Origin of the sequence: Streptomyces sp. CBMA123 (genome assembly GCF_014596465.1) — a bacterium.
Classification (GTDB): Bacteria; Actinomycetota; Actinomycetes; order Streptomycetales; family Streptomycetaceae; genus Kitasatospora.
This window is the reverse complement of record NZ_MECK01000032.1, coordinates 1-25,019: the sequence shown is the minus strand read 5'-3', so window position 1 is coordinate 25,019 and position 25,019 is coordinate 1. Positions and strand designations below refer to the sequence as shown.

Below are 25,019 nucleotides of genomic sequence, written 5' to 3'. Positions count from 1 at the left end.
CCGCAGCCCGGCGCCCGGCCGGGCGCGCTGGCGGACGGCTGGGGGCCGGGCCTGGCGCTCTACCGGCAGGACGGACGGCTGTGGTGCGGCCACGACGGCAACGCCATGGGCACCTCCTGCCACCTGCGGGCCGAACCGGACAGCGGGGTGGTGGTCGCCTTCACGGGCAACGCGGGCGCCGCCACCGCGCTCTGGCGCGAACTCGCGGACGAGCTGGCCGACGTGACCGGCATGGCGGTGCCGGCCGCGATCGCCCCGCCGGCCTCGGGCGCCCAGGTGGCCCTGCCGGAGTGCGCGGGCGACTACCGCAACGGCGGGATCCGCTACCGGGTGGAGGTGGCGCGCAACGGAGGGCTCACCCTCTCCGTGGACGGCGACCTGCCGCTCCCGCTGCGCTGCCACGCCGACCTCCGCTACGACCTGATCGCGCCCGACACCGGCCGCCCCGAGCCCGGCGGGTGGTTCCACCGGGACCCGGCCACCGGGGTGATCGACCTGGTGCAGGTGTCCGGGCGCACCGCGCGCCGCACCGGGCCCGCCTGACCGCTCCACCCCCCCGGCACCGCCAGCACCCCCGCACCGCCGTCACAGCCATCGCCTCCGTACCCCCGGCGCATCCCGCACGGCCGCCCCGCCGACCCCGCGGCGCCGAGGGCCTCTCCCCGCCCGCCCCGGTGCCCGCGTCGCTCCCTCCCCGTCCGGAAGGACCTCCCGTCATGGCCGACTGGCCCGCCCAGCCCGCGCGTCCGTCCGCTCCGCCGCAGGCCCACGGCACCGCCGGGGCGCCGGACACCGCCGCCGACCCGTCCCCGGCCGGCCGGACGCTCCACGGGCTGTTCGCCGCCCGGGTGGCCGACACGCCGGACGCGCCCGCGCTGACCGACGGCCGGCGCACCTGGAGCTACCGCGAGCTGGCCGACCGGGTGGACCGGCTGGCGCAGGCACTGAGACGCCGGGGCGCCGGTACGGACCGGACGGTGGCCCTCGTCCTGCCGCGCTCGATGGAACTGGTCGCGGCCGAACTGGCCGTCGCCCGGGCCGGCGCCGCCTTCCTGCCCGTCGACCCCGGCTACCCGCCCGAGCGGCGGGCGCTGATGCTCGCCGACGCCGCGCCCGCGGTGGTGCTGGACGACCCGGCCTGGGTCGGCGCGGCCCTGGAGACGGCCGGCACCGACCCCGGTGAACCCGACGAGGAGCCCGGCGCCGACCCCGGCGAACCCGCCGAGCAGTACGGCACCGACCACGCCGCGTACGTCATCTACACCTCGGGCTCCACCGGGACGCCCAAGGGCGTGGTGGTCACCCACCGGGGGATCGCCGGGTTCACCGCGGCGGCCGTCGAGCGGTACGCCGTACGGCCCGGGGACCGGGTGCTGCAGTTCTCCTCGCCCAGCTTCGACGCCTCCGTGCTGGAGCTGTTCGTCTCCGTGCTGGCCGGTGCCATCCTGGTGGTCCCGCCGGACGGCCCCTGGCTGGGCGCCGAACTCGCCGCCGTGCTGGACGAGCAGCGGATCACCCACGCCCTCATCCCGCCCGCCGCCCTGGCCACCGTGCCCGAAGGGGCGGGCCGCCGGCTGCGCACCCTGATCGTCGGCGCCGAGGCCTGCCCCGCCGAACTGGTCGACCGCTGGGCGCCCGGCCGACGCATGATCAACTCCTATGGCCCGACCGAGGCCACCATCGTCGCCACCTGGACCGGCCCGCTGACCGCCGGCAGCGGCACCCCGACCATCGGCGGCGCGCTGCCGCACACCCGGGCGTACGTCCTCGACGCCCGGATGCGCCCCCAGCCGGCCGGCACCGACGGCGAGTTGTACATCGGCGGCGCGGGTGTGGCGCGCGGCTACCTGGGCCGTCCGGGCCTGACCGCCGCCCGCTTCCTGCCCGACCCCTTCGGGCCGCCCGGCGCCCGGCTCTACCGCACCGGCGACCGGGCCCGCTGGACGGCCGACGGGCAGCTGGAGTTCCTCGGCCGGCTCGACCGGCAGGTGAAGGTCCGCGGCTTCCGGATCGAACCCGGCGAGATCGAAGCCGCCCTGCGGGCGCAGCCGGCCGTCGACCAGGCCGTCGTGGTGGTCCGGGAGGACGAACCGGGCCGGGCCCGGCTGGTCGGCTACGTCACCCCGGCCGACCAGGAGCACGCCCCCGACCCGGCGGCCCTGCGCACCGCCCTGGCCGCCGCCCTGCCGGCCCACCTGGTGCCCGCCGCCGTCGTCGTCCTGCCCGCGCTGCCGCTCACCCCCCAGCACAAGATCGACCAGCGCGCGCTGCCCGCCCCCGCCCGCCCCGCCACCGCCGAGCCGCTCGCCCCGCGCACCGGGCGCGAACGCGCCCTGGCCGCCATCTGGGCCGAGGCCCTCGGCGTCGACACGGTCGGGGTGAGCGACGACTTCTTCGAGCTGGGCGGCGACTCGATCCTCGCCGCCCGCGCCCTGGCCAGGATCACCGAGCGCCTCGGCGCCCGGCTCACCCTCCGCGACGTCTTCACCGCACGGACCGTCGCCGCCCTGGCCCCACTGCTGGACGACCGGCCGGCCGACCCGGCGCCGGAGCCCATCCCGCCCGCCCCGCGCGGCGAACCGGCCCCGGCCTCCAGCGCCCAGCGCCGGCTGTGGTTCCTCCACGACCTCGACGCCGACGGCACCGAGTACAACACCGGCGTCTCCCTGCGGCTGCACGGAACGCCCGACGTCGAGGCGCTGCGCCGGGCACTGCACCGGCTCGCCGCCCGCCACGACTCGCTGCGCACCACCTTCGCCACCGTCGACGGCCGGCTCGTCCAGCACGTCGCCGCGGCCGCCGCCCTGCCGCTGCGCACCGCGGACCTCGCCGCGCTGCCCGCCGAGGAGCGCGAGGCCGCGGCCGAACGGCTGCTGACCGAGGAGCTGAGCCGCCCGTACGACCTGACGGACGGTCCGCTCACCCGGGCGCTGCTCGTCCGGCTGGCCGCCGAGGACCACCTGCTGCTGCTCGGGCAGCACCACATCGTCACCGACGGCCGGTCGGTCGGCGTGCTCACCCGCGAACTGGCCGCGCTCTACCGGGCGGAGAGCGCCGGCGAACCGGACGGACTGCCCGCCCCCGCCCTCCAGTACCCCGACTTCGCGCACTGGGAGCAGCACCGCCCGGACGCCACGGCGGCCACCGACCTCGCCTACTGGAAGCGCTGGCTGGCCGACCTCCAGCCGCTGCAACTGCCCACCGACCGGCCCCGGCCCGCGCTGCGCACCACCGCCGGCGGGGCGCACCGCCACCACCTCCCGGCCGAACTGGTGGCCCGGCTGCGGCACCTGGCGGCCGGCCGGGGCGCCACCGTGTTCACCCTGTTCGCCGGGGCCTGCGCGCTGCTGTTCTCGCGTTACTCCGGCCAGCGGGACGTGGCCTTCGGCACCGTCACCACCGGGCGCGAGCGGCGGGAACTGGAGGACGTCACCGGCTTCTTCGTCAACACCGTGGTGCTGCGCGCCGACGTGGACGGCAAGGCCACCGTCGACCGGTACGTGGAGAGCGTGCGCACCACCCTGCTGGACGCCTTCGCCCACGCCGCGGCCCCCTTCGACCGGGTGGTCGAGGAACTCGCCCCGCCCCGCGACCCGAGCCGGACCCCGCTGGTGCAGGTGCTGGTCGTCCAGCAGAGCCCCACCGCCCCGACGCCCGCCGGCGGCCTGCGCTTCGCCGACCACCCGCTGCCCCGCCCGGCCGCCCGGTTCGACCTGGTGCTGGAGTTCACCCCCGACGACGCGGGCGGCTGCACGCTCACCGTGGAGCACAACACCGACCTGTACGACCGGCGGACGGTGGCCCGGATGGCGCGCCACCTGCACCGGCTGCTGGCCGGGATGGCGGACGGCCCGCAGCGCACCCTCGCCGAACTGCCCATGCTCTCCGAGGAGGAGCAGCGCACCCTGCTCGACTCCTGGAACCCGCCGGTGCGCGGCCGCCGGGACGCCCCCGGCGCCGTGCTGCCCGAGCTCTTCGAGGCGCGGGCCGCCGAGGCCCCCGGGCGGACCGCCGTGGTCCACGGCCCGGTGCGACTGGACTACGCGGCGGTCAACCGGCGCGCCAACCGGCTCGCCCGGCTGCTGGTCGCCCGGGGCGCGGGCCCGGAACGGCTGGTCGCACTCTGCCTGCCGCGCTCGGCCGAACTGCCGTCGGCGCTCTGGGCGGTGCTGAAGGCGGGCGCGGCGTACCTGCCGGTGGACCCGGCCTACCCGGCCGAGCGGATCCGGCTGATGCTGGCGGACGCCGAGCCGGCCATCGTGCTCGCCACCCGGGAGACCGCCCCCGCGCTGCCCGAGGGCTGCCCGGTCCTGCTGCTGGAGGACTGCGCGGAGCCCGCTGCCGAGGCGGAGCCCGGTGTCGGGACGGAGCCTGGTGTCGGGGCGGACACCGGGGTCGAGGCGGACACCGACCTGACCGACGAGGACCGGCTCGGCCCGCTGCTGCCGGACCACCCCGCCTACGTCATCTACACCTCCGGCTCCACCGGCCGCCCCAAGGGCGTGGTGGTCACCCACCGCAGCGTCGCCGTCCTCGCGGGCTGGGCGGCGGAGCGGTTCGGGCCCGAGGGGCTGACCCACGTGGTCGCCGCCACCTCGCTCAGCTTCGACGTGTCCGTCTTCGAACTGCTCTGCCCGCTGCTGGTGGGCGGCTCCGTCGAGGTGGTCGCCGACCTCACCGCCCTCGCCGAGACCGGCGAGCCGGGGCCGCGCCCGGTCGGCTTGCTCAGCGGTGTGCCCTCGGTGGTCTCCCGGCTGATCGCCGGGGGAGCCGTGCCCGTCGACCCGGACACCGTGGTGCTGGCCGGCGAGGCTCTCTCCGCCCGGGCCGTGCGCGATCTGCGGCAGGCCCTGCCCGGCAGCGCCGTCGCCAACCTGTACGGCCCCACCGAGGCCACCGTCTACGCCACCGGCTGGTTCGCCGGCGACCGGCTGCCGGAGCAGGCGCCGCCGATCGGCCGGCCGCTCGGGCTGACCAGGGCGTACGTCCTGGACGCCGGGCTGCGCCCGCAACCAGCGGGCGTGGTCGGCGAGTTGTACCTCGGCGGCAGCGGACTGGCACGCGGCTACCTGGGGCGCAGCGGGCTGACCTCGGCCCGGTTCGTCGCCGACCCGTACGGCGAGCCCGGCGGCCGGATGTACCGCACCGGGGACTTGGCGCGGTGGAACGCCGACGGCGACCTGGAGTACCTCGGCCGGATCGACCAGCAGGTGAAGGTCCGCGGCTTCCGGATCGAACTGGGCGAGGTGGAGGAGGCCCTGCGGCGCTGCCCCGGCGTGGCCGAGGCGGCCGCCGCCGTCGCCGAGGACGACGGCCACCGGCGCCTGGTCGGCTACGTGGTGCCCGCCCCGGGCACCCGGCTGGAGCCCGAGGCCGTGCGCCGCGCGCTCTCCCTGACGCTGCCCGACCACCTCGTCCCCGCGACCGTGCTGCCGCTGGACGCGCTGCCGCTCAACCCCAACGGCAAGCTCGACCGGGGCCGGCTGCCCGACCCGGGGCCGGTCGCCCGGACCGTCCGCCACGTCGCCCCCCGCACCCCCTCCGAGCAGGCCCTCGCCGCCATCTGGACGGAGGTGCTGCGACTGGACCGGGTCGGCGCGGACGACAACTTCTTCGACCTCGGCGGCGACTCCATCCTCGGCATCCAGGTGGTGGCCCGGGCCCGGCAGGAAGGGCTGCCGCTGACCTCCCGGGACCTCTACCGGCACCAGACGGTGGCCGCGCTGGCCCGCTGCGCCGACGCCGCCGAACGGCCCGCCGCCACCCCCGAGGTGGCCGCCACCGGGGCGGGGGTGCCCACCCCGATCCAGCGCTGGTGGCTGGAACGGGCCGCCGGGTGCGCCGGGCACTTCAACCAGGCGCTCTCCCTCCTGCTGCCCGGCGACGTGGACCGGGCGGCGCTGGAGGAGGCGCTGAACGACCTGGTCGGGCACCATGACGCGCTGCGCTCGACGTTCTCCGAGGCCGGGCCCGAGGCCGGGCCCGATGCCGGGCCCGATGCCGATGCCGAGACCGGTGCCGAGACCGAGGCCGAGCCCGGGGACCGGCCGGGCGGCGCGCGCTGGCGGGTCGAGGACCGGGCCCCCCGGCTCCGGCTGGCCCGGCACACCGGACCGGACGACGACACCCCCCACTTCGGCCCGTTCGACCTGCGCCAGGGGCCGCTGCTGCGCGCCGTGCTGCACGACCGCGGCGCCGGCCGGCCGCCGGTGCTGCACCTGGCCGTCCACCACCTGGTGGTCGACGGGGTCTCCTGGCGGGTGCTGCTGGAGGACCTCGACACCGCCTACCGGGCCCGCCGGGACGGCCGGGACGGCGCCGAGGCCCTGCCCGTGAAGTCCACCCCGCTGCGGCAGTGGGCCCAGCGGCTGGCCGAGTTCGCGGCCGCCGGCGGCTTCGAGGACGAGACGGAGTACTGGGCGCGGGCCCTCCCGCCGCGAACCGCGGCCGGCCCCGACACCGACCCCGACCCCTTCCCGGCCGACGACCCGGCGGCGCCCGACGACTACGCCTCGGCCCGCTCGGTGACCGTACGGCTCGACCCCGCCGACACCGCCGCCCTGCTGCGCACCCTCCCCGACACCTACCGCACCCAGGCCAACGACGTGCTGCTCGCCGCCCTCGGCCGGGCCCTGTGTGGGGCGAGCGGGCTGGACCGGGTGGTGGTGGACATCGAGGGGCACGGGCGCGAGGAGCTGTTCACCGACCTCGAACTCGGCCGCACCGTCGGCTGGTTCACCACCCGGCACCCGGTCGCGCTGGCCGTGCCGGACCGGGCCGGCTGGGACGCCGTGCTCAAACTGGTCAAGGAACAGCTGCGCGCCGTCCCCCGGCGCGGCCTGGGCTTCGACGCCCTGCGCCACCTGGGCCGCCCCGGCGCCGCGCCGACCGCCCCGACCGCCCGGATCAGCTTCAACTACCTGGGCCGGATGGACGTTTCCGAGGGTGCCGGCGGCCTGCTGCGCGGCACCTTCCGCCCGCTGGAACTGGACGCCGACCCGAGCGCCGAACGCCCGCACCCCCTGGAGGTGGTCGGCCGACTCGTCGACGACGCCCTGGAGTTCACCTTCTGCTATGCCGAACCCCGGCACCACCCGGCCACCGTCGAGGCGCTGGCCCGCCGCTTCGCCGAGGAACTCGCCGACCTCGCCCGCTTCGCCACCCGCCCCGGCGCCGCCGGACGGACCCCGTCCGACTTCCCGCTGGCCCGGCTCGACCAGGCGGCCGTGGACCGGATCACCGGGGACGACCCGGGCGCGGTCGAGGACGTCCTCCCGCTGACGCCGACCCAGGCCGGCATGCTCTTCCACGGCCTCGCCGAGGAGGACAGCGGCGCCTACTTCCAGCAGCTGGACTTCGTCCTGGACGGCGTGCCCGACCCGGAGCGACTGGCCGCGGCCTGGCAGTGGGTCAGCGACCGCACCGAGGTGCTGCGCGCCCAGGTCCGCTGGCAGGACGTGCCCGAGCCGCTGCTGGTGGTCCGCCGCCGGGCGGAGCTGCCGGTCACCATGCTGGACTGGCGCGCGCTGCCCGAGCCGGAGCGCGCGGCCCGGCTGGCCGAACTGCTGGACCGCGACCGGGCCCGCGGCCTCGACCTCACCCGGGCGCCGCTCCAGCGGCTGGTGCTGATCCGGCTCTGCGACCAGCGGGTGCGGGTGCTGTGGTCCTTCCACCACCTGGTGCTGGACGGCTGGAGCCTGTTCCAGGTGCTCTCGGACGTCTTCGCCGTGCACGCCGCGCCGGCCCGGCCCGGAGCGCAGGGGGACGTCCCCTACGGCACCGTCCCGCAGCGCCGCCCGTACCGCGACTACGTCGCCTGGCTGGGCGAGCGCGACACCGCCGAGGCGGAGCGGTACTGGCGCACCCGGCTGGCCGGGCTGAGCGAGCTGACGCCGCTGCCCTACGACCGTGAGCCGCGCCAGAGCCACCGCGCCGAGTCCACCCGGGCGCTGCCCTTCACCCTGCCCGCCGCCGCGACCCGGGCCCTGGAGGGGCTCGCCCGCACCGCCGGCGTCACCCTGAACACGCTGGTCCAGGGCGCCTGGGCGATCCTGCTCGGCCGCCAGGCGAACCGCGGTGACGTGCTGTTCGGCACCGCCTCCGCCGGGCGCCCGCCCGAGCTGCCCGGGGTGGAGACGATGACCGGGCTGTTCATCACCACCCTGCCCACCCGGGCCGCGGTGCCCGCCGAGGGCACCCTGCTGGACTGGCTGCGCGAGCTGCAACGGGAGCAGAGCGAGGACCGCCGGCACGGCTTCCTCCCGCTCACCCGGCTGCGGGCCGGCACCGAACTGCCCGAGCAGGGCGCCCTGTTCGACAGCATCGTGGTCTTCGAGAACTACCCGGTGGACGACGACGCGGCCGCCGCCCACGGCCTGCGGCTGCGCGAGCTGGACGGCATCGAGACCACCAACTACCCGCTCGCCCTGCTGGCCTACCCGGGCCCGGAGCTGGCCCTGCGGCTGTGCTACGACCCCCGGCTGTTCGACGCCGCCACGATCCGCCGGACGGCCCGGCAGCTCACCGCCCTGCTGACGGCCCTGCCCGAGGGGGCCGCTCGCCCGCCCGCGCGGATCCCGCTGCTGAGCGCCGAGGAGCGCCGGCGGGTGCTGGTCGACTGGAACGACACCGCGGTCCGGCGGCCGGAGCGGGACATCGCGGAGCTGTTCGCCGAGCAGGTGCGGCGGGTGCCCGAGGCCGTCGCGGTGGAGGCGGGGGAGGAGCGCCTGAGCTACCGCGAACTCGACGCCCGGGCCGCCGCGTTGGCCGGCCGGCTGGCCGCGCTCGGGGTCGGTCCGGAGTGCCCGGTCGGGGTGCTGATGAATCGTTCCACCGACCTGGTGGTCGCCCAGCTGGCCCTGGTCCGCACCGGCGGAGTGTACGTGCCGCTGGACGGCCGGGCCCCGCGCGAGCGGCTGCACCGGATGCTCACCGAGGCCGGCGCCGAGCTGCTGCTCACCGACGCCGACTGGGCCGGCACGGCCGCCGAACTCCGCTCGGAACAACGGGTGTTGCTGGTCGACGGGGCTTGCGTCGAGCCGAACACGGCGCGCGCCGCCGGGGCGCGGCCGGTCCACCCCGACAACCTCCAGTACCTGATGTTCACCTCCGGATCCACCGGCACCCCCAAGGGCGTCGCGGTGCGCCGCCGGGACGTCGTCGCACTCGCCCTGGACGGCGCCTTCGCCGCCCACGACCGGGTGCTGGTGCACTCCCCGCACGCCTTCGACGCCGCCACCTACGAACTGTGGGTGCCACTGCTGCGCGGCGGCACCGCCGTGCTCGCCCCGCCCGGGGACCTGGACGCCGCCGCCGTCCGCCGTGCCGTCACCGAGCAGGGCGTGCGCTGCCTGTTCCTGACCATCGGGCTGTTCCGGCTGCTCGCCCAGGAGGACCCGGGCTGCCTGCGCGGCGCCCGGGAGGTGTGGACCGGCGGCGAGGCGGTGCCGGGCGCGGTGGTGCGCAGGGTGCTGGAGGCCTGCCCCGAGCTCACCGTGGTCGACGTCTACGGCCCGACCGAGACCACCACCTTCGCCACCCGCCGGGCCTTCCGGCCGGGCGACCCGCTGCCCGCCGTGCTGCCGATCGGCCGCCCGCTGGACAACACCCGGGCGTACGTCCTGGACGGCGCGCTCCAGCCGCAACCCCCGGGGGTCACCGGCGAGTTGTACATCGCCGGCGCCGGACTCGCCCGGGGCTACCGGGGCCGGCCGGGGGAGACCGCCGCCCGCTACCCGGCCGACCCGTACGGGCCGCCCGGCAGCCGGATGTACCGCACCGGGGACACCGCCCGCTGGAGCGAGGACGGCGAGCTGCAGTTCGTCGGCCGCGCGGACGACCAGATCAAGATCCGCGGGTTCCGGATCGAACCCGCCGAGATCGAGGCCCGGCTGAGGGCCCACCCGGCCGTCGCCGAGGCCGTGGTCTCGTTGAACCAGGACGGCGGGCGCAAGCGGCTGGTCGCCCACCTGGTGCCCGCCGGGGGCACCGAGCCGCCCACCGCCGAGCTGCCCACCGCCGAGCCGCCCACCGCCGAGCTGCCCACCGCCGCCGCCCTGCGCGCCCACCTGGCGGCCGACCTGCCCGACTACATGCTGCCCGCCGCCTTCGTCCCGGTGCCCGAACTCCCGCTGACCGCCAACGGCAAGGTGGACCGCCGCCGGCTGCCCGCTCCCGACTGGTCCACGGCCGGCGGCGCCGACCACCGGGCCCCGCGCACCGAGGCCGAGCGCCTGCTCGCCGGGATCTGGGCGGAGCTGCTCGGGGTGGAGCGGGTCGGCATCGACGACGACTTCTTCCTGCTCGGCGGCGACTCCATCCTGAGCATCCAGGTGGTCTCCCGGGCCCGCGCCGCCGGGCTCGCACTCTCCCCGCGCGACCTCTTCCGGCACCCCACCGTCGCCGCGCTGGCCACGGCCGCCGGCACCGCCACCACCGTCGTCGGCACCGAACCGGTCAGCGGCGAGGTCGGCCTGACCCCCATCCAGCACTGGTTCCTCGACCCCCACCCGGCGCAGGCCCACCACTTCAACCAGTCCGTGGTGGTGGAGACGCCCGGCGAGGTCGACCAGGACGCGCTGCGCCGCGCCCTGACCGCCCTGTGGGCGCACCACGACGCCCTGCGCTGCCGGTTCACCCCCGGTGCGGACGGCGCCTGGCAGCAGCACTGCGAGCCCGCCGACGCCACCGCCCCCGAGCTGCTGGAGGTCCACCCGCACGGCCACGAGGCGGCGGTGACCGGCGCCGCCCAGGCCGGGTTCCGGCTGGACACCGGCCCGCTGTTCGCAGCCCGGCTGTTCGTCTCCGACGGCACCCGCCCCGCCCGGCTGCTGCTGGCCGTCCACCACCTGGCCGTCGACGGCGTCTCCTGGCGGATCCTGCTGGAGGACCTGGAGACCGCCTACCGGCAGGCCGTCGAGGGCCGCCCGCTGCGGCTGCCCGCCCGCACCACCTCCGTCCGGGAGTGGACCGGCCTGCTGCGGGCCCGCACCGAGACCGGCGGCTTCGCCGACCAGCGCGCCCACTGGGCCGCGGCCGCCCGGGCCTGCGCCACGCCGCTGCCGGTGGACGGCGAGGGCGGCAACACCACCGCCGAACTGCGGTCGGTGACCGTCCGGCTGGACCGCGAGCGCACCGACCGGCTGCTGCGCCAGGTGCCCGCGGTCTACCGCACCCGGATCGACGACGTCCTGCTCACCGCGCTCGGCCGGGTGCTCGCCGACTGGACCGGCCGGCGCACCGTCGCGATCGGCCTGGAGGGCCACGGCCGCGAGGACGGCCTGTTCGAGGGCGTCGACCTGTCCCGGACCGTCGGCTGGTTCACCTCGCTGTTCCCGCTCGCCCTGGATGTCCCGGATATCTCGGACATCTCGAATGTCTCGGATGTCTCGGAGGCCGCGGATGTCTCGGGTGTGTCGGGTGTTTCGGGCAGGGACTGGGGCGTCGCGCTGAAGTCCGTCAAGGAACAGCTGCGCGCGGTGCCGGACCGCGGGCTCGGCTACGGTGCGCTGCGCTACCTGGCCGGGGACGAAGCGCTCGCCGGCACCCCCGGGATCAGCTTCAACTACCTGGGCCGCTTCGACTGGTCCGCCGACGGCGCCGCCCTGGTGCGCGCCGTCCCCGGCGGCCTGGGCGGCGCGGAGGCGCCCGGCACCGAGCGCCCCCACCTGCTGGACGTGGTCGCCCGGGTCGAGGGCGAGGAGCTGGAGATCGGCTGGTACTACAGCGCCGGCCGGCACCGCGAAGCCACCGTCGGCGCCCTCGCCGAGGCCATGCTGCGCGCGCTGGAGGGGATCCTCGCCCACTGCGCCCGCCCCGAGGCCGGCGGCCGCACCCCCGCCGACTTCCCGCTGGCCCGGCTGGACCAGGCCGCGGTGGACCGGATCGTCGGGGACGGCCGCTCCGTCGCCGACGTCTACCCGCTGACGCCGATGCAGGCGGGCATGCTGTTCCACAGCCTGCTGGAGCCGGAGAACCGCACCTACGTCAACCAGGTCCAGCTGGTGCTGACCGGCGTCAGCGACCCGGCGGCGCTGGCCGAGGCCTGGCGGCAGGCCGCCGAGGCCAACCCGGTGCTGCGCACCCGGCTCAGCTGGCAGGACACCGCCGAGCCCGTGCAGGTCGTGCAGCAGCGGGCCGCCCTGCCGGTCACCCGGCACGACTGGACGGACCGGCCCGCCGCACAGGTCGCCCGGGACACCGCCCGGCTGCTCGCCGCCGACCGGGAGGCCGGGATCGACCTGGCCGCCGGGCCGCTGATGCGGCTGTCCGTGGTCCGGCTGGCCCCCGACCGGGTGCGGCTGGTCTGGACCTTCCACCACGTCCTGCTGGACGGCTGGAGCGCCGCCCAGGTCTTCGACGAGGTGTGCGAGCGCTACGCGGCGCTGACCGCCGGGCGCCCGCCCCGGCTCGCCGAGCGCGCCCCCTTCGCCGACTACCTGCGCTGGCTGTCCGACCAGGACCAGGAGCGGGCCGAACGGTACTGGCGGGACACCCTCGCGGGCTTCCCCGCCCCCACCGAACTGCCCCGGGACCGGCGCCCCGCCGAGGCCCACCGGGCCACCTCCTCCGCCAAGGTGCGGATCAGCCTCGGCGCCGAACTCTCCGACCGGCTGCGCGACACCGCCCGGCAGGCCGGGCTGACCGTCAACACCGTGCTCCAGGGCGCCTGGGCGCTGCTGCTCTCCCGTTACGGCGGCGGGGACGACGTGGTGTTCGGCACCATCGTCTCCGGCCGGCCCGCCGAACTCCCGGGCGTCACCTCGATGGTGGGGCTGTTCATCAACGCCCTGCCGACCCGGGCGCGGATCGACCCCCGGCGCCCGCTGCTGGAGTGGCTGCGCGAGCTGCAGCACACCCAGTCGGAGGCCCGCCGGTACGACGGCGTCTCGCTGGCGCAGCTCCAGAGCTGGAGCGAACTGCCCGGCGGGACGGGCCTGTTCGACAGCATCGTGGTCTTCGAGAACTACCCCTTCGACGCCGGGGCGCTGACCAGGCACGGCCTGACGGTGGAGACCGAGCACGTCCTGGAGCCGACCAGCTACCCGCTCAGCGTGGTGGTCGCCCCCGGCGAGGCCATCGAGATCGACCTGGACCACGACCCGGCCGCCTTCGACACCGCCACCGTCGAAGGCCTCGGGGCGAGCCTGCGGACCCTGCTGGCGGAGCTGGCCGCCGACCTCGGCCGGCCGGCCGCCGAACTGCCGCTGCTGGCACCGGAACAGGGCCGCGCGCTGGTCGAACGCCTCGGCGGGCCCGTGGTCGAGCCGCCCGCGGGCACCCTGCCCGAGGCCTTCGCCCGGCAGGCCGCCCGCACCCCCGAGGCCCCGGCCGTCCGCTCCGGCGACACCCTGCTGACCTACCGGGAGCTGGACGAGCGCTCCGACCGGCTGGCCCGGCTGCTGACCGAGGCCGGCGCCGGCCCGGAGCGCTTCGTCGCGCTCGCCCTGCCGCGCACCGCCGAGCTGGTGGTGGCCCTGCTGGCGGTGCTCAAGAGCGGCGCCGGCTACCTGCCCGTCGACCCGGGGTACCCGGCCGAGCGGATCGCCTACCTCTTCGACGACGTCCGGCCGGACGCCGTCATCACCGCCTCCGAGACCCAGGGGCGGCTGCCGGCGGGCCCGTTCACCCGGCTCGTGCTCGACGACCCGGCCTGCGCCGCCCGGCTCGCCGCCGTCCGCGCCGACGCGCTGGACGGGCCGGACGGGGCGGACGTGCTGGACACACCGGACACGCCTGACGGGCCGGCCGCGCCGGACGTGCAGGAACGATCCGCCGCTCTGCTGCCCGCCCACCCCGCGTACGTCATCCACACCTCCGGCTCCACCGGCCGCCCCAAGGGCGTGGTGGTCGCCCACGCCTCCGTGCTCGCCCTGACCGACTGGGCGGCCCGGGAGTTCGGCGGCCGCGGCCTCGCCCACGTGGTCGCCGCCACCTCGCTGAACTTCGACGTCTCGGTGTTCGAGATCCTCGCGCCGCTGCTCGCGGGCGGCTGCGTGGAACTCGTCCGCGACCTCCTGGCCCTCGCCGAACGGCCCGGCCCCTGGCGGGCCGGCCTGGTCAGCGCGGTGCCCTCCGCCCTCGGCGGGCTGCTGGCCGACAACACCGTCCGACTCGCGGCGGACACCGTGCTGCTGGCCGGCGAGGCGCTGCCCGCCCGCACCGTGCGCCAGGTCCGGGCGGCCGTCCCCGGCTGCCGGGTGCTCAACGTCTACGGCCCCACCGAGGCCACCGTCTACGCCACCGCCGCCCTCTGCGACCCCGCCGACCCCGACCGCGACCCGCCGATCGGCCGCCCGGCCGGCGGCGCCCGGGCCTACGTCCTGGACGGGCGGCTGCGCCCGGTGCCGGTCGGCGCGCCGGGGGAGCTGTACCTGGCCGGCACCGGCGTGGCCCGCGGCTACCTGCGCCGCCCCGGCCTCACCGCCGCCCGCTTCCTGCCCGACCCCTTCGGCCCGCCCGGCGCCCGGATGTACCGCACCGGCGACCTGGTCCGCTGGACGGCCGACGGCGAGCTGCGCTACCTCGGCCGCGCCGACGACCAGGTCAAGGTACGCGGCTTCCGGATCGAACTCGGCGAGCTGGAGGCCGCGTTGGCCCGCCACCCGCAGGTGGCCGCGGCCGCCGCCCGGGTGGTGGAGCAGGACGGCCACAAGCGGCTGGTCGGCTACGCCGTCGCCCGCGACGGCCGGCTGCCCGACCCGGCCGAGTGGCGGGCCTTCCTGGCCGGCACCCTCCCCGACCACCTGGTGCCCGCCCTGGTGGTGCCGCTGGAGCGGCTGCCGCTCGGCGCCACCGGCAAGCTCGACCGGCGCGCCCTGCCCGCACCCCAGTGGCACGCCCCCACCACCGGCGGCGGCGCCCGGCCACCGCGCACCGCCACCGAACGCACCCTGGCCGCGATCTGGACGGACGTCCTCGGTGTGCCCGAAGTCGGCCTCGACGACAACTACTTCGCGCTCGGCGGCGACTCCATCCTGGGCATCCAGATCGTCTCGGCGGCCCGCCGGGCCGGCCTCACCCTGACCCCCCGCCACCTGTTCGCCCACCAGACCCTGGCCGAACTCGCCCGTGCCGCCGAGGAGGCGCCGCACGCCACCGGCGGCGCCGAACAAGGGCCGGTCACCGGAGACGCCCCGCTCACCCCCGTCCAGCACTGGCTGTTCGACACCCTCGACGGAGACCCGGCCCGGCTCACCCAGTCCCTCGCCTTCCGGCTCGCCCCCGACACCGACGAAGCCCTGCTGCGGGCCGCACTGGCCGCCGTCCTGGACCAGCACGACGCGCTGCGGCTGCGCTACCAGCCGCTCGGTGACGGCCGCTGGCGCCAGCACGGCGCCGCGCCGGGCCAGGCCCCCGCGCTGTCCACCCACCGGCCGGGCACCGGAGCCGAGGTGGAGCGGCTGCGGGAACAGCTGGCCGAGGGCTTCGACCTGGCCGCCGGACCGCTGCTGCGCGCCGCGCTCTGCCGCCTCCCGGACGACCCCCACCCCGTGCTGCTGCTGGCCGCGCACCACCTGGTGGTGGACGCAGTGTCCTGGCGGCTGATCCTGGAGGACCTGGACACCGCCCACCGCGCCCTGAAGGCCGGGCGGCAGCCCGACCTCGGCCCCAAGAGCACCTCCTTCCGCGCCTGGGCCGAGCAGCTCGCCGCACACACCGCGGCCGGCGGCTTCGACCGCGAACTCGCCCACTGGCACGGCCTGGAGGGCGCGGTCACGACCCCCCTGCCGACCGACCTCGACGGCGCCAACACGGCCGCCGAGGAGGAGTCGCTCACCGTGGCCCTGGACGCCGAGCAGACCAGGCAGCTGCTCCAGGACGTCCCGGAGGCCTACCGGACCCGGGTCAACGACGTGCTGCTCTGCGCCCTCGGCCGGGTCCTGGCCCGCTGGACCGGACGGGACACGGTGGCCGTCGCCCTGGAGGGCCACGGCCGTGAGGAGCTGTTCGACGGCGTCGACCTCTCCCGCACCGTCGGCTGGTTCACCGCGATGTACCCCGTCGCCCTGGACGTCCCCCGCACCGCCGACACCGGCACCGTGCTCAAGGCCGTCAAGGAGAACCTGCGCGCCGTCCCGCACGGCGGCCTCGGCCACGGCGCCCTGCGCCACCTGCGCGACACCCCCGAGCTGCCCGGCCTGCCGCAGATCGGCTTCAACTACCTGGGCCGGCAGGACTGGACCGCCACCTCCGGCGGCCTGCTGCACTCCCCGTACGGGCCGCTCACCGGCGGCCTGGACCGCACCGCCGAGCGCCCCCACCTGCTCGATGTGCTCGGCCAAGTGGCCGACGGACGGCTGGAGTTCACCTGGTCCTACTCCCGGGAACGGCACCACCGGGCCACCGTCGGCCGGCTCGCCGCCGAACTCCTCGACGAACTGCGGGAGATCGTCCGGCACTGCGCCGAACCGGGCTCCGGCGGCCGCACCCCCGCCGACTTCCCGCTGGCCCCGCTGGACCAGGCCGCCGTCGACCGGCTGGCCGGCACCGGGCGCGAGGTGACCGAGATCCAGCCGCTCACCCCCACCCAGACCGGCATGGTGCTGCACGGCCTGGACGAGGCCCGGCACGGCCTGTACGTCGAACAGCTCACCTTCGTCCTGGACGGCGCCCGCGACCCGGAGCTGGTGGCCGCCGCCTGGCAGCAGGTGGTCGACCGTACCCCCGTGCTGCGCACCGCCGTCGCCCTGCGCGACGTCCCGGTGCCGCTGCAACTGGTGCACCGGCAGGCGACCCTGCCGGTCACCCGGCACGACTGGAGCGACCTGCCCGAAGCACTGCGCGGAACCCGGCTGGAAGCGCTGCTCACCGAGGAGCGCTCCCGCCCGCTCGCCCTGGACCGGGCCCCGCTGCTGCGCCTCCACCTGATCCGGCTCGGGCCGGACACCGTCCGGGTGGTATGGACCTTCCACCATGTGCTGCTGGACGGCTGGAGCGTCTTCCATGTGCTCGCCGACGTCCTGGCCGCGCACGCCGCGCTGCTCGCCGGGGAGCGGCCGCACCTGCCCGAGCGCCGGCCCTTCGCGGACTACGTGAGCTGGCTCGCCACCCGCGACACCTCCCGTGCTGCCGCCACCGAGCACTGGCGCGCCGTGCTCGCCGACCTCACCGCGCCCACCCCGCTGCCCTACGACCGCCGGCCCGCCCCCGGCGACACCGCCCGCTCCGGGCAGTGGCTCTCGCACCGGCTCGGCGAGGCCGAGACCCGGCGGCTCCAGGACTTCGCCCGCCGCCACCGGCTCACTCTCAACACCCTGGTGCAGGGCGCCTGGGCCCTGCTGCTCGCCCGCCGCAGCGGCGAGAGCCGGGTCTGCTTCGGCACCACCGTCTCCGGACGCCCGGCCGAACTGACCGGCTCGGACGCCATCATCGGCCTGTTCATCACCACCCTGCCCGCCCGGGTCGGCGTCGACGGCGGCCGGCCCTGCGCCGAGTGGCTGCGCGGCCTCCAGGAGGAGCGCGCCGAGGACCGCCGGTTCGAGCACCTGCCGCTGGCCGAGATCCGGGCGCTCAGCCAACTCCCGCCCGGCACCGAGCTGTTCGACAGCCTGGTGGTGCTGGAGAACTACCCGGTCGGCGACGCCACGGCCGGCGCCCACGGCCTGCGGATCCGCGAACTGGACGCCCGGGAGGCCACCAACTACCCGCTCACCGTGGTCGTCTCGCCCGGCGAGCGGCTCGCCGTCGAACTCGGCCACGACCCCCGCTACCTCGACCACGCGACCGCCGAGCGGCTGGCCGCCCAACTCCTGCACACCCTCAACGCGTTGGCCGCCACCGACGGCACCGTCCGACTGGACGACCTGGACCTGCTGCCGCCCGGCGAACGGGAACGGCTGCTGCACGGACCGGCCCGCCCGGCCCTCGGCCCCGTCACCCCGGTGAGCCTGCCCGCCCTGGTCGAGGCCGCCGTCGACCGCAGTCCGGACGCCGTGGCCCTGAGCGCCGAGGGCCTGGAACTGACCTTCGCCGAACTGGAGGCCCACGCCAACCGCCTGGCACACCGGCTGATCGCCCGTGGCGCCGGCCCCGGTACCCTCGTCGCCCTGCTGCTGCCACGCTCGGCCGACATGCTGATCGCCGAGCTGGCGGTCGCCAAGAGCGGCGCCGCCTTCCTCCCCGTCGACCCCAACTACCCCGACGAGCGGGTGGAGTCGATGCTGCGCGACGCGGCCCCCGCGCTCACCCTGGACGCCAAGGAGACCGCCGCGCTGCTCGCCGCCGTACCGGCCGTCGCCCCCGAGCACCGCCCCACCGACGCCGACCGGACCCGCCCGCTCGACCTGGACGACCCCGCCTACGTCATCTACACCTCCGGCTCCACCGGCACCCCCAAGGGCGTCGTCCTCACCCACCGGGGCCTGGCCGGCTTCGCCGCCGCCGAGGCCGCGCACTACCACGTCGCCCCCGGAGACCGGGTGCTGGCCTTCGCCACCCCCAGCTTCGACGCCTCCGTGCTGGAACTCTGCCTGGCCCTGCCGCACGGCGCCCGCCTGGTGGTGCCCGCCCCCGGGCCGCTGCTCGGCGCCCGGCTCGCCGAGGTGCTCCGGAGCGAGCGGATCACCCACACCCTGCTGCCGCCCGCCGCCCTCGCCACCCTGCCCGCCGACACCCCCGGCACCCTGCCCGCGCTGAAGACCCTGATCGTCGGCGCCGACGCCTGCGGCCCCGACCTGGTCGCCCGTTGGGCCCCGCACCACCGCATGGTCAACTCCTACGGCCCCACCGAGGCCACCGTGGTCGCCACCTGGTCCGCGCCGCTGGCCCCGGACGGCGCCGCCCCGCCGATCGGCCGCCCGCTGCCCGGCACCGGCGGCTACGTCCTGGACGCCCGGCGGCGCCCGGTGCCCGACGGCACCCCCGGCGAACTCTGGCTGAGCGGACCGGCGTTGGCCCGCGGCTACCTGGGCCGCCCCGGCCTCACCGCGGCCCGGTTCACCGCCGACCCGTACGGCCCGCCCGGCAGCCGGATGTACCGCACCGGCGACCTGGTGCGCCGTGACCACCGGGGCGAACTCCACTACCTGGGCCGCACCGACCACCAGCTGAAGCTGCGCGGCCACCGGATCGAGGCGGGCGAGGTCGAAGCCGTGCTGGTGCGCCACCCGGCCGTGCTGGACGCCGTGGTGAGCGTCCGCGAGGACGAGCCGGGACTGCCCCGGCTGGTCGCCCACCTGCTGGTCGCGCCCGACGGAGAACCGCCGACCGGCGCCGAACTGCGGGCGCTGGCCGCCCGCTCGCTGCCCGGCCCGATGGTCCCCACCGCGTTCGCCGTCCTGGAGCGCTTCCCGCTCACCCCCGGCGGCAAGACCGACCGCGGCGCGCTGCCCGCACCCCGCCCGGTCGAACCGCGGTCCGCCGAGCGGCTGGCACCCCGCACGCCCACCGAGGAGGCGGTCGCGGAGATCTGGGCCGACACCCTGGGCACCGCCGTCGGCGTGACCGACGACTTCTTCCTGCTCGGCGGCGACTCCATGCGGGCCCTGCTGATCGCCTCCCGCGCCAACGATGCCTTCGGCGTCACGCTCACCCCCCGCGACGTGCTGGTCTCCCGCACCGTGGCCGACCTGGCCGAACTGGTGGAGGACCTGGTGCTGAGCGAACTCGAAGACGCCGCGTCCGGCGGCCCCGACGATGACGAACGGTGAGGACCCGACGACCATGACGCCTTCGACGCCTTCGACGCCTTCGACGCCTTCGACGCCTTCGAAGCGAGACCGCGCGGCCGCGCTGCCCGCCGACCTGCGGGAAGCGCTCCGGCTCCGGCTGGCCGGACGGTCCGGCGCCACCGCGGCCGGCATCCCGCGCGCCGACCGCGACCAGCCGCTGCCGCCGTCCTCCGTCCAGCAGCGCCTGTGGTTCCTGGACCGGCTGCGGCCCGGCGACCCGCGCTACAACAGCGCGCTCGCCGTCCGCTTCACCGGGCCGCTGGACCGTACGGCCCTCGCCGGGGCGCTGACCGCCGTGGTGGCCCGGCACGAGGCGCTGCGGACGGTCTTCGAGGAGACCGACGGCCGCCCGGTGCCGACCGTACGGCCGGCCGGGCCGGTGCCGCTGCCCGTCCGGGAGATCCGCGAGCAGGCCGAACAGGGCACCCTCGACGCCGTCCTGCTCGCCGAGTACTCCCGCCCTTTCGACCTGGCGCACGGCCCGCTGCTGCGCGCCCTGCTGGTCCGCGAGTCGGAGCACTCCCACGTCCTCCAGCTGACCGCGCACCACATCGTCACCGACGGCTGGTCGATGGGCGTCATCCTGGACGAGCTGTGCACCGCCCACGAGGCGCTGGCCCGCGGCGCCGCACCGGAGCCAGGGCCCGTCCCGGTCCAGTACCCGGACTTCGCGGCCTGGCAGCGCGAGCAGCTCTCCGGCGACCGGCTGGACGCCCAACTCGCCCACTGGAAGGCGAAACTGGCCGGATCCGTGCCGCCCGAGCTGCCGCTGGACCACCCCCGGCGCGGCGAGGAGGCCGGCCCCGGCGCCGTCCACACCTTCACCGTGCCCGCCGCGCTCACCGCCCGGCTGCGCGAGCTGGCCGCCGAACAGCACGGCACCCTGAACACCGCCCTGGTGGCCGGCGTCCAGGCGCTGCTGGCCCGCTGGTCCGGGCAGCAGGACGTCACCGTCGGCTCGCTGACGCCCGGCCGCACCCGCACCGAACTGGAGCGGGCCGTCGGCTGCTTCGTCAACACGGTGGTCCTGCGCACCCGGGTCGACCCGGCCGGCGGCTTCCGCGAGCTGCTGGCCGCCGCCACCGAGACCGGCAACGACGCGCTCGCCCACGGCGACACCCCCTTCGAGCGGATCGTCGAGGCGGTGGCCGCGCCCCGCGAGGCCGGCCGCAACCCGCTGTTCGACGTGCTGGTGCTGCTGCACCCCGCCCCGCCCACGGCCGCCGCCCCGGCCGGCACGACGGTCTCCCCGGTGGCGGTGCCCCGGCAGGCCGCCACCTTCGACCTGAGCGTGGAGTTCGTCCCCGAGGGGCCGGACGGCGAGGCGCTCACCGGCCTGCTGGAGTACCGCGCCGACCTCTTCGACCCGGCCACCGCCCGCCGCGCCGCCGACCAGCTGCTGCGGCTGCTGACCGGCGCCGCCGCCGAACCGGACCGCCCGCTCGGCACCCTCCCGCTGCTCTCCCCGGAGCAGGCCCGGCAGCTCACCCACGGCTGGAACGCCACCGTCCTCCCGGTCGAGCCCGCCACCCACACCGAACTGTTCCAGCGCCGGGCCGCCCTGACCCCCGACGCCCCGGCCCTGTACGCCGGCGGCGAGCAGCTGAGCTACGCCGAGCTCAACACCCGCGCCAACCGGCTCGCCCACTGGCTGATCGCCCGGGGCATCGGCCCCGAACGGCTGGTCGCCCTGCACCTGCCGCGCACCGCCGACATGATCACCGCGATCCTCGCCGTCTGGAAGACCGGCGCCGGCTACCTGCCGCTGGACCGGGCGCTGCCCGCCGAGCGCGTCCGCTTCCTGCTGGCTGACGCCCGCCCGGCCCTCGTCCTGGACGAGGCGACGCTGCGCGCGCCCGCCGACGGCCCGGACGCCGACCCCACGGGCACCGACCGTACGGTCACCGACCCCACGGGCACCGACCGTACGGACGCCGACCCCACCGACGCCGACCGCACCAGCCCGCTGCACCCCGCGAACACCGCCTACGTGCTCCACACCTCCGGCTCCACCGGCCGCCCCAAGGGCGTCGCCGTGCCGCACAGCGCCCTGGTCAACCTGCTCGCCGCCCACCGGGCCGGCTTCGTCGCCGACGCCGGCGGCGGCCCGCTGCGAGTCGCGCTGACCGCCTCGTTCTCCTTCGACACCTCCCTGGAGGGCGTGCTGCTGCTGGCCGACGGCCACCCGCTGCACCTGGTGGACGAGACCACCCGGATGGACCCGGCCGCCCTGGTCGAGTACGTGGTGCGCCACCGCATCGACTTCCTCGACCTCACCCCGTCCTACCTGCGCCAACTGCTGCCCGCCGGACTGCTGGACGACCCCCGGCACCGCCCCCGGGTGCTGATGCTCGGCGGCGAGGCCGTCGGGCCCCGGCTCTGGCGCGAACTCGCCGCGCACCCGGAGACCGCCGCGTACAACTACTACGGCCCCACCGAGTGCACCGTCGACGCCCTGGCCTGCCGGATCGCGGCCGAGGACCGCCCGCTGGTCGGCCGCCCGCTGCCCAACCTGCGCGCGTACGTCCTGGACGACCGGCTCCAGCCGGTGCCGCCCGGGGTCAGCGGCCAGCTCCACCTGGCCGGCGAACAGCTCGCCCGCGGCTACCTGGGCCGCCCCGGCCTCACCGCGGCCCGGTTCACCGCCGACCCGTACGGCCCGCCCGGCGCCCGGATGTACCGCACCGGCGACCTCGCCCGCTGGACGGCCGACGGGCGGCTGGAGTACCTCGGGCGCGCCGACGACCAGGTCAAGGTGCGCGGCCACCGGATCGAACCCGGCGAGATCGAGGCGGCGCTGCTCGACCTGCCCGAGGTCACGGCGGCCGCCGTCGTCGCCGGGCCCGACGCCCACGGCCACACCCGACTGGCCGCCTACCTGGTGTTCGCCGACGGCGCCGCCCGCCCCGGCGCCGACCTGCGGGCCGCCCTGCGCCGGGTGCTGCCCGACCACCTGGTGCCCTCCTCCTTCACCGCGCTGGACGCCCTGCCGCTCACCACCAGCGGCAAGCTGGACCGCCGCGCCCTGCCCGCCCCCCGGACCGACGACCGGGACGGCGAGTTCGTCGCCCCGCGGACCCCCGACGAGCAGACCCTGGCCGGGATCTGGGCCGAGGTGCTGGGCGTGCCCAGGGTCGGCGTCACCGACAACTTCTTCGAACTCGGCGGCGACTCCATCCTGAGCATCCAGGCCGTCTCCCGGGCCCGCGCGGCCGGCCTGCGGATCGGCTCCCAGGACGTCTTCCGCCACCAGACCGTCGCCGACCTGGCCGCCGCCGCCCGCCCGGCCACCGTCCCCGCTCCCGCCCCGGCGCCGGCTCGAACGGACGGCCCGGCCCCGCTCACCCCGGTCCAGGAGTGGTTCCTCGCCGCCCACGGCCCGCTGCGCCACTTCACCATGTCGATGCTGCTGGACCTGCCGCGCCGACTCGACGTGCCCGCCCTGGAGTCGGCGCTGCGGGCGCTGGTCGACGCCCACCCGGCGCTGCGCACCCGCTTCACCCGCGACGGCGACTCCTGGCGGCAGCAGCCGGTGGACACCCCGGACGCCGCACTGCTGAGCAGAGCCGACCCGGCCGCCGACCGGGCCGAGGCCGCCGACGCCGCCCGCGCCGCCCTGGACCCGGCCACCGGCGCCCTGCTGCGCGCCGTCCTGTTCCCCGCGCCCGTCGACGCCAGGCCCCAACTCCTGCTGACCGCGCACCACCTGGCCGTGGACAGCGTCTCCTGGCGGGTGCTGCTCGCCGACCTCGAACAGGCCTACCGTCAGGCCGAGTCCGGCGCGACGCCCCGACTGGAGCCCGAGCACACCCCGTTCACCGACTGGTCCCACCGACTCTCCGACCACGTCCGGGCCGGCGCCCTCGACCAGGCCCTGCCGTACTGGACGGCCCAGGCCCGGCAGCCCGCCCGCCCGCTGCCCGTCGACCTCCCCGGCACCCCGACGGCCGGCTCCGTCCGCACCCTGCGCACCCGGCTGGACCGCGCCACCACCGAGGCCCTGCTGCGCAAGGCCCCCGAGGCGTACCGCACCCAGGTCAACGACGTGCTGCTCAGCGCCCTCGGCCGGGCCCTCGCCGACTGGACCGGCGCCGAGCGGGTGACCGTCGCCCTGGAGGGCCACGGCCGCGAGGAGCTGGTCGACGGCGTCGACCTCGCCCGTACGGTCGGCTGGTTCACCACCCAGTACCCCGTCACCCTCGCCCCCGCCGGCCCGGCCGACGCCCCCGACTGGGCCGGCACGCTCAAGCGGGTCAAGGAGGCGCTGCGGCACGTCCCCCACCGGGGCCTCAGCTACGAGGCGCTGGCCCGGCTGCGCGCGGGCGACCCGGCCGCCCGCGCCCTGCGGGACGTCCCGCTGCCCCAGGTCTGCTTCAACTACCACGGCCAGTGGACGGCCCCCGCCGACGGCGACTTCGCCCCCGCCGGTCCGCCACCCGGCCGGGACCTCGCCCCCGGGGAAGCGCTGGACCACCTGCTGGACGTCTCCGCCGTGGTCGCCGACGGCGAGCTGGAACTCACCTGGCACTACAGCGACCAGGTGCACCAGGCCGCCACCGTCCGCGCCCTCGCCGAGGCCACCGCCGCCGCGCTGACCGCCCTGGTCGAGCACTGCACCGCCCCCGGCACCGGCGGCCGCACCCCCTCCGACTACCCGCTGGCCGGGCTGGACCAGGCCGCCGTGGACCGGATCGTCGGCGACGGCCGGGACGTCGAGGACCTGCTGCCGCTCACCCCGCTCCAGGAGGGCATGCTCTTCCACCGCCTGGTCGGCGGCCCCGACGACGTCTACCTGGACCAGGCCGCGCTGCTGCTGGACGGCGTCGGCGACCCGCACGTGCTCGCCCTCGCCTGGCAGCGGGTCACCGACCGCACGCCCGCGCTGCGCACCTCGGTGGTCTGGGAGGGCGTCCCCGCCCCGCTGCAACTGGTGCGCCGCGGCGTCCGGCTGCCCGTCACCCAGCTCGACCTGCGGGCGCTCGACCCGGGGCAGCGCGCCGAGCGGCTGGCCCGGCTGCGCACCGAGGACCTCGCCCAGGGCCTGGACATCGCCACCGCCCCGCTGACCAGGCTCACCCTGGTCCGGCTGCCCGAGGCCCGGCTGCAACTGCTCTGGACCTCCCACCACCTGATCCTGGACGGCTGGAGCCTCGCCCAGGTGCTCACCGAGGTGTTCGAGGAGTACGCCGCCCTCACCAGCGGCGCCGCGCCCACCCCGGCGGTGCGCCGGCCCTTCGGCGACTACGTGCGCTGGCTGGCCGGGCAGGACACCGGGGCCGCCCGGGCGCACTGGCAGGGCGTGCTGGCGGGCTTCGCCGGCGCCACCCCGCTGCCCGCCGACCGCGTCCG

General features: G+C 77.0%; 2 protein-coding genes and 1 pseudogene. All 3 read left to right on the top strand.

Annotated features, from left to right (window positions below; translation table 11 throughout):
• Positions 1-543: pseudogene (locus tag BG452_RS05905) on the top strand (penicillin-binding protein); the annotation flags it as partial.
• A 173-nt stretch (positions 544-716) separates the two neighbouring features.
• Entirely contained in the window at positions 717-19,649 is an 18,933-nt protein-coding gene (locus tag BG452_RS05900) for a non-ribosomal peptide synthetase (protein WP_188303098.1), read from the top strand.
• A gap of 13 nt (positions 19,650-19,662) precedes the next feature.
• Positions 19,663-25,019: non-ribosomal peptide synthetase (locus tag BG452_RS05895; RefSeq protein WP_188303097.1), on the top strand; the 5,357-nt coding region annotated here is incomplete at its 3' end.

Coding starts and splice junctions, on each gene's coding strand:
- BG452_RS05900 (WP_188303098.1), top strand. CDS start 717: ATGGCCGACTGGCCCGCCCAGCCCGCGCGTCCGTCCGCTCCGCCGCAG.